Below are 11,144 nucleotides of genomic sequence, written 5' to 3'. Positions count from 1 at the left end.
GGCGCCGAACAGCACGTCGACGCCGTCACCGAAGCGCGGCTTGAACGCCTGCGGGAAGATCTCGCCCCATTTCTTGCGATCGTTGGAATGCGCGTAGTTGGCGGCGGGAGTCGCATCGGCGATCGACTGGGTGGTGACCACCCCGGTGAGCAGCCCGCGCTGTTCGGCATATTCGAGCACGGTCTTGGTCGGCGTGCCGTCCTGCTTGCCGCGCACCGTGTCCGGGCCTTGGCTGATCACGCCGTTATAGGTCTTCACCCCGGTGACGATGGAGCTCATGCCATTGGCCGAGTCCGAGACGAAGGCGTTGACCGGCGAGGTCTCGCTGAGGCCGAGATACGGCCATTGCTGGATGCCGAGGCGGCGCGGCTCGCCATAGCCGAGCAGGCTCGCGCCGTGCAGCACCGGAACGCCGCCGGCGTCGGCGAGGAACAGGATGACGTTCTTCGCCTTCCGCCCGGTCTTGGGCTGCGCGACCGGCCGTGCGGTCTGGGCCTGCGGCTTCGCCTGGGCCGGGGCGCTTTCCTGCGCCTGGCCCGCCGCCGGGACGATCGACGAGGCCGCGAGCAGGCATAGCAGAGGGGGCAGCTTGTTCTTCATTTTCCGGGTTCCCATGATCAGAACTTGTACTCGAGGCCGAAGCGGTATTTGCGGCCGGTCAGGCTCGCATCCTCGACGAACTGGCGATAGCCCGAATAGGACACCTGCGGTTCGTCGGTGAGGTTGGTGACCGAGGCGTAGACGCGCAGGTTCCTGGTGAAGGAATAGGCGGCGCGCACGTCGACGCGCTGTTCGGCGGCGTAGAATTCGTCGCTCTCGATGCTGTCGCCGAGGCCTTCGACATAATCGTCGCGGTAGATATAGTCGCCGCGCAGCTCGATCCCGCGCCACGCCCATTCGAGCGAGGCGGTGAACAGGAACTTGGAGAAGCCGGGGACCGGCAGCTTACGGTCGTCGTCGCGATTGGGGTAGGTTGCCTCGCTGTCCGAGAAGGTGGCGCTGAGGCTGGTGCTGAGGCCGCGCAGCGCGCCGGGCAGGAAGGTGAAGCGCTGGCGCGCGATCAGCTCGATACCGTAATTCTTGGCGGTGGAGCCGTTGAGCGGCACCTCATACTCGAAATCACCCTCGGGATCGAAGATCGGCACCCCGTTCGCGTCGACGGTGCTGAAATTGTAGACCTGCGTGTAGGAAAAGTTGCGCACGTTCTTGTAGAACAGCGCGATGCTGTAGAGGCCGCCGCCCTTGGTGTAATATTCGAGCTGCGCGTCGAAATTGTCCGACAGCGCCGGCTTGAGGTTGGGATTGCCGTCCGAGATGTCGCCGTCCTCGTTGATGAAGCGGCCCTGAGTCAGCTCGCTCAGCCGCGGGCGGCCATAGCTGCGGTTATAGCTCTCGCGCATGATGAGGTTGTGGGCGAGCTCGTGGCGGAAATGGATGCTGGGCAGCCAATAGCCATAGGAGTCGCCCTGCTCGACCGGTGAGAAGCTCGCTTCCTCGTCAAGATAGCTCACCTGGTAGTTGGTGTTCTTCCAGCTCACATGCTCGTAGCGCACCCCGCCCAGGATGGTGTGGGCGCCGAAGCGCAGCGTGCCCATGACATAGCCCGCCGCGGTCGTCTCCGAAGCATTATAGTCCTCGAAATAGCTGTCCTCGAGCGAGTCTTCCTCCTCGATCTCGAACAGCCCCGGATTGCTCCGCAGCAGTGCGACGCCCTTGGCGGGATTGACGTCGAAATATTTGTTGCCGTCGAGAATGATGCTGTTGTTGATCGAGACGACCTGCTGGTATGGAAAGCCCTCGTCCATCGAATAGACGTCAGCCACCTGATCGAAGCGCGGCTCGCTGCGATAATATTTGGCGCCGGTCTTGAGCGTCAGCGCGCTCGAGCCGAGGTCGAAGCTGCGCTCGAAATCCACCTTCGCGCTGTACACGTCCTCGGTGCGGACCGAGTTGTTCATGATCAGCTCGCCCTCGGTGACGAGCGACAGGTCGCTCGGATCGCGGCCGGTCAGCTCGTTGATCTCGACCTCGCCGCGCGACACGTCGATCAGATGGTACTCGAACTGCAGCCAGGGATCGTCCGGCTCCATCAGGAAGTTGAGCTCGTTGTCGTTGGTCGTGACCTGCTTGTTGCGCGAGTAGAAGAAGTCATAGGTCAGCAGGCTGTTGCGGCCTTCGTGACGGCCGCCGAGATTGACCGAGAAGAGCTCGGTCTCACGGTCGTCCTCGGTGCCGATCCAGCCGCGCGACGCCTGCGAGTTGGCCGAACCGCGGCCATAGTCGGGCCTAAGCTCGGCATAGGTCTTGCGGCCGCCCACCGCGTCCTGGAAGCGCGTGTCGATATCGATGTCGGTCTCGTACTTCACGCCGTGCCGGTCGGCATTGCTGTAGAAGAAGCGGGCGTAGAACGAGTTGAACGGGTCGGTCCGGAAATCGAGGTTGAGGTTGGCCGAGGTCGTCTTGGTGACGCGCGTGTCGTACTCCCAGTGCGACGCCTCCATAAACCACACCGGATTCGAATATTGGCCGAGGTTCAGCGTCGGATTGTTCGCCGGCGTCACTTGCACCCAATCCATGTCGCGGTTCAGCGAATAGCGATCGGTCTGGTAGCTGCTGATCGTCGCGCTGACGCCGAAATTGCGGTCGCCGCCGCCAATGCTGAAGATGTCGGAATATTGCGCGGTCACGGCATGGCCGAACTTCTCGGGCAAGTCGCTGTAGATACCGCCGACATCGACGCTGAGCTGCCGGCCGCTTCGCTGGAAGGCGGTGCGGGTGACGACGTTGACGATGCCGCCGATCGCGTCGCCGTCGCGGTCGGGCGTCGGCGCCTTGATCACCTCGATCGTGGTGATGCCGTCGCCCGAGAACTGCGTCAGTCCGATGCCGCGCCCGCCGCCGGAGGTCGGCACGCGGTTGCCGTCGATCTGGAACGAGTTGTAGTCGCCTTCGATGCCGCGGATGTTGATGCCGGTGGGCGAGCCGTCCTGATCGGTATCGACGCTGAGGCCCGGCAACCGCTGCAGGACATAGCCGAGATTACCGTCGGGGGAGGGGCCGAACGTCTCCTCCGACACGATGTTGACGACCCCGTTGGCGGTCTTCTGCTGGTTGATCGCCAGCGCCTGGCCAGTCGCGGCAGCACGGATGACGACGTCCTCGTCGTGGAGCTCGGCGCTCGTCAGGCCGATATTCGCCACGACATTGCCGCCGCGCGGCACGTCGAGCGCGCGGGTCTCGGTGTCGAGACCGACATATTCGACGCGCAGCGTGACCGGGCCCGCGGGCACCGCGACCTGGAAGCGCCCGTCCTCAAGCGTGACGTCCTGCACGTTGCTGCCGGCGACGCGGACGATCGCGCCGCGCAGCGACTGGCCGGTCGCCTCGTCATATACGCGGCCGGTCACGGTACTCTCTGTGGCATCGGCGGTGGTCGCGGCCGCGGTGATGGCGGTCTGGGCGTGCGCGGTGCCCGCGGCGAGCGCGATCATCGCGGTCGAGGCGAGCACGGCGATCGGCCGCGCGGACGAGAACTTTCTCATGTTATCCCCCAAAATTGGAAATGACTGTCGCCAGCCGCAAAGGACATCAAAAAACACGACGTCGCGCTCCGGGACCCGAGGTCCGGAGTATCAAGATCGCCTTCAGTAAAAATCATCACAAACGCAGCGAATTAGGCACGCAACTATCGCGTCCTGTCGTTACATCTGCTTGCGCCCCATTTGTCTCTCGCCGTCTGATCAAAACGGCTTCACGGATCTTTTGGTTTGCTGTCTCCCGAGGCAGGGCGACTAGTCAGGGGGAGTGACAAGGTTGTTACATGGCCAGCAGTTACGCCCTTAAAAATTCCTAATGTTTCGGGCTGTCACGGAAGCGTCGCGACATCCGCCTAGCTGGCCTGGGTGACATTCGAAGCTGCCCGTGATCTGCGCGACGAGAAGCCGGACGGCGAGGCGTGGGAAACCAGTCGCGCGTGCCGGAGGATCCTGGTCGTCGAGGATGATGCGACCACCGCCGCGTTCCTTACTGCGGGGCTGACGGCGAACGGCTATGCGGTCGAATGGGCGGCCGACGGGCTGACGGGACTCGCTTTGGCCCGGAACGGCGGCTTTGACGCGATCGTGCTCGATCGCATGCTCCCCGGCATGGACGGGTTGTCGCTGCTCGGGACGCTGCGGGGGCAGGGCACCGACACGCCGGTCATTTTCCTGTCGGCGATCGGATCGACCGACGAGCGTGTGCGCGGCTTGCGGGCGGGGTCGGACGACTACCTCGTCAAGCCGTTCGCCATGAGCGAACTGCTCGCCCGTCTGGAGGTGTCCCAACGGCGCAGCGCCGCCGCATCGGCGGTGGTGACCCGGCTCGCCTGCGCGGACCTGACGCTCGATCTGCTCGCCTCGCGCGCCGAGCGCGCCGGGCAGGTGCTGCTGCTTCAGCCGCGCGCGCTGCAGCTGCTCGAATTCCTGATGCGCAATTCGGGCCAGGTCGTCACCCGCTCGATGATCTTCCAGAAGGTCTGGAACTATGATTTCGATCCCGGCACCAACGTGATCGACGTCTATGTCAGCAATCTGCGGCGCGAGATCGACCGGCCCGGGCTGGCGCCGCTGCTGCACACGGTCCGCGGCGCGGGCTATCGCCTCGGGCCTCGGGCATAAAGTGCATGCCGCGCCGCATGAAGTTATTCCGAAGCAGCGGCGCCTGCCGTGGCGCTCGACGAGCGGACGGTTCGCGCTGCTCCATGTCCTGCTGAGCCTCGCCTGCACGCTGCCGATCCTACTCTATCTCTACCATGAGATCGACGGCATCCTCCTGGCCGATTTCACCCGGCCGCTGGAGTATCGGCAGAGCAACCTCGAGAAGCACTATCGCAACGGCGGCATCGCGGAGCTGCGCAACTCGGTGGCAAGCCGGGCCGAGCGGGCGCATCGCGACCAGACCGCGATCCTGCTGGTCGATGCGGCTGGGCGCAAGCTCGCGGGCAATCTCGACGCTTGGCCGCAAGCGCTCGCCGCGCCCAGCGACTGGACACCGGCGGCGCTGCGGCGCGACGGCGCGAACCGGGCCGAGGAGTTCCTCGTCCGCACCGCGCAGCTACCCACCGGCCAGAAACTGCTGCTCGGCGGGCTGCTCGACAATCGTGCCGACATGCATTCCGCCCTCCTGCTCGCGCTGGTCGCGGCGTTTGCGCTGGCCATCCCGATCGGCGCGCTGGGCAGCTTCGCGATGGTGCGGGAGATGAACCGGATGGTCGCCGCGATCGCGGATATCGGCCAGCATGTCGGCGCCGGAGACCTTGCGCGCAGGGCCATGACCGACGGTAGCGGCGACCCGGTCGATCGCCTCAAGGCGACGCTTAACGACATGCTCGACCGGATCGAGGCGCTGGTGGAGGAGCATCGTCTCCTCACCGACACGCTCGCGCACGATCTGCGGTCGCCGCTGGCGCGCATCCATATGCAGGTGGCGGGCGGCTTGCACCAATATTGCAGCGGCGACCATGCCGCGCGTTTCGCCGTCGTCGAGAATGAGCTGGATGGCGTGCTCCACATCCTCGAGAACGCACTCGAGATCAGCCGCGCCGAGGCAGGGATCGGGCGGGGCAATTTCGAACGGGTCGATATCGCCGCGATGCTGCGCGACCTGCGCGAAATCTTCCAGCCGCTGGCAGCTTCCGGCGGGGCCGAAATCGCGCTTCAGTGCCAGTCGGGGATACTGGTGCGCGGCGACCGTATCCTGCTGGCGAGAGCGGTCTCGAACCTGATCGACAATGCCCTGAAATATGGCGCCGGGGGCGGCGACATCGTGCTGGAGGCCTCTTGCCGGGACGGCGAGGTGCGGATCGCGGTCGCCGACCGCGCAGGCGGTATTCCCGAGCATCGCCGCAAGGACGCGCTCCGCAAGTTCGGCCGGCTCGACGCCGCCCGCAGCACGCCGGGCAGCGGGCTGGGACTCACCCTGGCCGCCGCGGTCGCCTCGCTGCACGGCGGACATCTCGAGTTGGAGGATAACAAGCCTGGCTTGCGGGCCGTATTGATGCTGCCGGCGCAGGTTTAAGTAATCGTCGCGCAGGGCCGCAATCGGATCGGCCGCGGACGCTTGGCACGATCTGCGGCACACCTGGACGAGCTGGCTTCGGCAGGACGATGCGCCCATCTGGGTGCATCCGCCGGCGGGAAGGCCGCAAAAGCAATCGCAGTGGGGCCGCCCAAGGCTCCAACTGGCGGTAAGTAGCCGAGGCAGGTGACTGAAAAGGTGGTGGACGCACTAGGGCTCGAACCTAGGACCCGCTGATTAAGAGTCAGCTGCTCTACCAACTGAGCTATGCGTCCATCCGGGCGATCAGGAGCGCTGTTGGAGAGCGCTGCCTCGGTCGGGAGCGGCGCGCCTAGCATCGGGGTTTTGCGATTGCAACACCCTTTTGCCGCAAAACCTCACTGCCAGCTCGACGTGCGCCGATTGAGCCGGTTCTCGCGGTCGAGCGACATCAGCAGGCCGACGCAGATCAGCGTCGTCATCTGCGCCGATCCGCCGAAGCTGATCAGCGGCAGCGGGATGCCGACCACCGGCGCCAGGCCGATCACCATCGCCATGTTGATGAAGACATAGAAGAAAATGGTGGTGGAGATGCCCGCGGCGGTGAGCTTGGCGAAGCGGCTCTGGCTGCGCATCCCGACCGAGATGCCCCAGCGGATCAGCAGGCCATAGGCGATGATCACGAACAGGCCGCCCATCAGCCCCCATTCCTCCATCATCGTCGCCAGCGCGAAATCGGTATGGCCCTCGGGCAGGTAATCGAGATGGCTCTGCGTGCCGTTGAGGAAGCCCTTGCCGAAGATCCCGCCCGACCCGATCGCGATCTTCGACTGGCTGATGTGGTAGCCGGTGCCGAGCGGGTCGTTCTCGGGGTTGAGGAAGGTGAGCACGCGGTTGCGCTGATAGTCGTGCAGCACATAGTTGACGATGATCGGCACCGACACTGCGAGCGCGAGGATGCCGCCGATGAACAGGCGCAGCGGGATACCGGCCAGGAACATGACGGTCAGCCCGCCGGCGGTGATCATCAGCGCGGTGCCGAGGTCGGGCTGCAGCATCACCAGCGCGGCCGGAAACCCGATCATCACCGCGGCCGGCCAGATCGCGCCGAACTTGCGGATCTCGCTCGCGGGCAGCATCTCGTAGAATTTGGCGCAGGCGAGGACGATGGCGACCTTCATCATCTCCGACGGCTGGATGCGGATGAAGCCGAGGTCGAGCCAGCGCTGGCTGCCGCCCGCGACCGCGCCGAGCAATTCGACCCCGATCAGCATGACGAGGAACAAGCCATAGAGCGGGAAGGCCGCGGTCGACCACCAGCGCATCGGCACATAGGAGATCGCGAGCGCCATCACGAGGAAGCCGCCGAAGCGGATGCCCTGCGGCATCGCCCATTTGGGATCGCCGCCGGCCGCCGAGAACAGCACGAGCACCCCGAATCCGCCGATCGCGCAGATCAGCAGGATCACCAGCCACGGCAGTTGCGCGAGCGGGGCGGGGACGAAGCCGGAGCTGGAGCTGGAGCCGGAACGAGTCATTCGGGCACGATCCCCGGATTGGAAGCAGGCGGCGGCGAGTGACTGGCGGAGGTCGGCGACGCGCCAGGCGAGGGCGTGGCGGTCGGCGCGGGCAGCGGCGAGGCGCCCGGCGTCGGCATCGCGGCGGGCAGGCCCTGCGCGGCGCGATAGGCGATTTCCTTCGCCGCCATGCGCGCGCGGATGTCGCCGCCCCATTCGGTCTCGAAGCGGGCGAGCGTGTCCAGCGCTTGCTGGCGGTCGAACAGCCAGGTCAGCACGTCCTTCGCCACCGGCGCCGCGGCGCGGGCGCCGCCCATGCCGTGCTCGATCACGACCGAGGCGGCGTAGCGCGGATTGTCGACCGGCGCGAAGCAGACGAACAGGCCGTGATCGCGATACCGCCACTCGCCGCCCTGACCGCGGTTGCGGTCCATGATGCGGCGGACCTGCGCGGTGCCGGTCTTGCCGCCCATGCGGATGCCCTCGAGCCGAAGGCGCGAAGCGCCGGCGGTGCCGTGGCCATTGACCACTTCGTCCATTCCCGCGCGGACGATCGCGAGATGCTCGTCGGGGAAGTCGAGATGCCGGGGGGCGTGGCGCCGGCTGGTGAGCAGCGCCGGGATCAGCTCACGCCCCGAAGCGACGCGCGCGGCCGAGAGCGCGAGCTGGAACGGGCTGACCAGCACATAGCCCTGGCCGATCGCGGCATTGAGCGTATCCGCCTGAGTCCATTCCTGCTTGTAGCGGCGCAGCTTCCAGGCGCTGTCGGGGACGGTGCCATAGCGCTGCGAGGGCAGGGGCAGCTCGAACTCCGCGCCGAAGCCGAGCTTGCGGGCGGATGCCGCGATCGCCTCGATCCCGATCTCGCGCCCCATCGAATAGAAATAGGTGTTGCAGCTGCGCGCGATCGCGGTGTGCATCGTCATCGGCCCGTGGCGGCCGAGACAGCCGAAGCGGCGGTTGCCGAGCTGGTAGCCGCCATTGCAGTAGACCACGCGCTTGGGATCGATCCCCGCGCCGAGAATGGCGAGCGCGGTCGCCGGCTTGAACGTCGAACCGGGCGGATAGAGGCCCTGCAGCGTCTTGTTCATCAGCGGAAGATGGTCGTCCTCCGACAGCATCTTCCATTCGGTGCGGCTGATCCCGTCGGAAAAGGCGTTGGGATCATAGGCCGGCATCGACACCATCGCCAGGATGTCGCCATTGGTGACGTCGAACACCGTGACCGAGCCGGACTCGTTGCCGAGCCGCCGTGCGGCGTATTCCTGGAGCCCGGCATCGATCGTGAGGCGGATCGTGCTGCCGGGGTCGTCGGGGCGCGTGGCGAGCTCGCGTACCAGCTTGCCGCGCGCGGTGACCTCGACCCGCTTGGCGCCGGGCTTCCCGCGCAGATTGCCCTCCAGCACCTTTTCGAGCCCGTCCTTGCCGAGCTTGAAGCCGGGCGTGAGGAGCAGCGGGTCCTTGGTCTCCTTGAACTGCTCGGCGGTGGCGGCGCCGACATAGCCGACGAGATGAGCGACCGCGGCGCCCGCGGGATAGTTGCGGGCGAAGCCGCGGGTCGGTGCGACGCCGGGCAGTTCGGGCAGCCGCACGCTGACCGCGGCGAAGCGCTCCCAGTCGAGATTCTCGGCGACCTGCACCGGCTGGAAACCTGCGGCGCCCTTGAGGTCTTCCTGGATCCGCGCGACGTCCTCGGCGGTGAGCGCGAGCAAGTCGCGCAGCTGGCCGAGCACGCGGTCGCGGCTCTCCTTCTCCATGCGGTCGGGAATGATGTCGACGCGGAAGTCGGTGCGGTTGTTGGCGATCGGCACGCCGCGCCGGTCGACGATCCAGCCGCGCCGCGGCGGAATCAGCGTCAGGTTGACGCGATTGCTCTCCGCCAGCAGCTTGTACTTGTCGTTCTCGTAGACCGACAGCCAGGTCATGCGTGCGGCGAGGATCAGTCCGCCGGTCACCTGTGCCGCGCCCAGGAACAGCGCGCGGCGCGAGAAGCTGTAGCCCTGCTGCGCCTCGGTGATCATGCGGACGGGGCCGTTCATCGTCCCCTCCGCTTGCCGTCGAGCCGTGCGACGAGCCGCGAGAGCACCGGGAACAGCGCGATCGCGATGACGATCTGGATCAGCAGCACGGTATCGACATGGGCGCCAAGCGGCGACGCGACGAGCCGGCCGCCGATCAGGCAGAAGCCGATCGCGCCCGCGGCCAGAAGCCAGTCCTGCAGGAAATCCCGCCACACGATGCGCGTGTCTAGCACATCGATGGCGATGAACGACACCGTCCAGAACAACATCGAATTGCCCAGCGGCTGGCCACTGATCAGGTCGTCGACGAAGCCGAGCAGCACCGGCGCCCACGGCTTGAGCAGGTCGGGCCGGTGGAGCCGCCAGGCGAGCAGCATCATCAGCCCGAAGGGCGGGAGGATCGGGAAGGAGGCCTTGAACGGCACGATCGTCATCAGCGAGCCGATGACGATCGTCAGGGGAGCGAGCCAGCGCGCGCGGGTCGAGGTGTCGGCCTTGCCCAGGCCCGCATAGGGCGAACCGCTCACCGTGGTGCCGCCTCCGGCGCGCGCACCTCGCCGGCCTCGGGGAAATAGGCCTGCTGGACGATCGCATAGTCGAGCGAGTCCGGGCTGGCGAAGATCGTCGCCTCGGCGGTGTCGCGCGCGCGGCGGCGGACGCGGGCCACGGCGATGTTGGGCGGGAAGATGCCGCCGGTGCCCGAGGTGACGAAGGCGTCGCCCGGCTCGAACAGCACTTGCGCCGCGCCGGCCGAGCGGATTTCGATCAGTCCGTCGCCGCGCCCCGCGGCGATCGCGGGCAGCCCGTCACGCACGCGGCGGACGGGCACGATGCTCTCCGGATCGAGGATCAGCAGGATGCGCGCGGTGTTGGGGCTGACCTCGATCACGCGGCCGATCAGCCCGTCGGGCCCGCGCACCGGCTGTCCGGCGCGCACGCCCTGCCACGAGCCGGCGTTGAGCGTCGCGAAGCGCCGCGTGCTCGATCCGGTTGAATAGACCAGGCGTGCGCTCACCACCGGCTGCGCGATGCGGTCGCGCAGCTTGAGCAATGCGCGCAGGCGCTTGTTGTCATGCGCGATGGTGCGCGCTTCCTCGACGAGCTTGCGGTTCGCCTCGGTCTCGGCGCGCAGCCGCGCATTCTCCCCGCGCACGCCCCAGTAACTGCCGATCCCCTCCGGGATCGACGACACGCCGCGCCGGGTCCAGTCGAGCCCCGAGGCGATCGGCGTGACCAGTTCGGCCAGCGCGCCGCGCGCCACGGCATAAGCGGGGGGGTGCAGGAAGGAGAGCGCGAGCAGCACCACGCCGACCAGCGCACCGCCGGCCGCGAGGACGTAGCTGATGAAGAGGCCGTATTGCGCCCGCCGCGAAAATCCGGGGCGCCGGTTACGTGGCGGCGCCATCTCCTATTTTCCTCAGACCGCGAGCAGAACGCCGCGGAACACAGGGTCCTCCAGCGCGCGCCCGGTGCCGAGCGCGACGCAGGTCAGCGGGTCCTCGGCGACGGTGACGGGCAGGCCGGTCTCGTCGCGCAGCACCTCGTCGATCCCCTCGAGCAGCGCGCCGCC

The 11,144-nt window shown here is 66.9% G+C and carries 9 protein-coding genes and 1 tRNA gene; 2 read left to right on the top strand and 8 right to left on the bottom strand.

Annotated features, from left to right (window positions below; translation table 11 throughout):
* A partial coding sequence (locus ABDV68_RS15350) for an alkaline phosphatase (RefSeq protein ID WP_343520973.1) occupies window positions 1-600 on the bottom strand: 600 nt, incomplete at its 3' end.
* Window positions 601-617: 17 nt separating this feature from the next.
* A complete protein-coding gene (locus ABDV68_RS15345) occupies window positions 618-3,542 on the bottom strand; it encodes a TonB-dependent receptor (protein ID WP_343520972.1) in 2,925 nt (974 codons plus the stop codon).
* 384 nt (window positions 3,543-3,926) lie between these two features.
* On the opposite strand from ABDV68_RS15345, the gene ABDV68_RS15340 reads away from it, so the two are divergent.
* Entirely contained in the window at window positions 3,927-4,658 is a 732-nt protein-coding gene (locus ABDV68_RS15340) for a response regulator transcription factor (RefSeq protein ID WP_343520975.1), read from the top strand.
* Between the two features lies 1 nt (window position 4,659).
* Window positions 4,660-6,057, top strand: a complete 1,398-nt coding sequence (locus tag ABDV68_RS15335) for a HAMP domain-containing sensor histidine kinase (RefSeq protein ID WP_343520971.1) — start codon at window positions 4,660-4,662, stop codon at window positions 6,055-6,057.
* Window positions 6,058-6,256: 199 nt separating this feature from the next.
* Here the strand turns inward: ABDV68_RS15335 and ABDV68_RS15330 are convergent.
* The 6 genes from ABDV68_RS15330 to ABDV68_RS15305 all read right to left on the bottom strand — a co-directional run.
* Window positions 6,257-6,332 (bottom strand) — tRNA-Lys (locus ABDV68_RS15330).
* A 102-nt stretch (window positions 6,333-6,434) separates the two neighbouring features.
* Window positions 6,435-7,574 (bottom strand): rod shape-determining protein RodA, encoded by a 1,140-nt coding sequence (gene rodA / locus ABDV68_RS15325; RefSeq protein WP_343520970.1) that lies wholly within the window; start codon window positions 7,572-7,574, stop codon window positions 6,435-6,437.
* The gene (mrdA, locus tag ABDV68_RS15320) at window positions 7,571-9,592 is read right to left on the bottom strand and encodes a penicillin-binding protein 2 (RefSeq protein ID WP_343520969.1); all 2,022 of its coding nucleotides are present in this window, start codon (window positions 9,590-9,592) and stop codon (window positions 7,571-7,573) included. The genes rodA and mrdA overlap by 4 nt, the downstream gene beginning before the upstream one ends.
* Window positions 9,589-10,101: a rod shape-determining protein MreD gene (mreD, locus tag ABDV68_RS15315; RefSeq protein WP_343520968.1), complete on the bottom strand. Its 513-nt coding sequence runs from the start codon at window positions 10,099-10,101 to the stop codon at window positions 9,589-9,591. Before mreD ends, mrdA begins: the two co-directional genes overlap by 4 nt.
* Window positions 10,098-10,979, bottom strand: coding sequence for a rod shape-determining protein MreC (mreC, locus tag ABDV68_RS15310; protein WP_343520967.1), 882 nt, complete (start codon window positions 10,977-10,979; stop codon window positions 10,098-10,100). Before mreC ends, mreD begins: the two co-directional genes overlap by 4 nt.
* Before the next feature lie 12 nt (window positions 10,980-10,991).
* Window positions 10,992-11,144 (bottom strand): rod shape-determining protein (locus ABDV68_RS15305; protein WP_343520974.1); only part of this gene is annotated, 153 nt, incomplete at its 5' end.

The sequence above is a fragment of the Sphingomonas sp. genome, assembly GCF_039595165.1.
Classification (GTDB): domain Bacteria; phylum Pseudomonadota; class Alphaproteobacteria; order Sphingomonadales; family Sphingomonadaceae; genus Sphingomonas.
This window is presented reverse-complemented; position numbering and strand designations above follow the sequence as displayed.

What these genes read in the sequence shown, in the direction of transcription:
- ABDV68_RS15345 (WP_343520972.1), bottom strand. Translation starts at nt 3,542, where the DNA reads ATGAGAAAGTTCTCGTCCGCGCGGCCGATCGCCGTGCTCGCCTCGACC.
- rodA (WP_343520970.1), bottom strand. Translation starts at nt 7,574, where the DNA reads ATGACTCGTTCCGGCTCCAGCTCCAGCTCCGGCTTCGTCCCCGCCCCG.
- mrdA (WP_343520969.1), bottom strand. Translation starts at nt 9,592, where the DNA reads ATGAACGGCCCCGTCCGCATGATCACCGAGGCGCAGCAGGGCTACAGC.
- mreC (WP_343520967.1), bottom strand. Translation starts at nt 10,979, where the DNA reads ATGGCGCCGCCACGTAACCGGCGCCCCGGATTTTCGCGGCGGGCGCAA.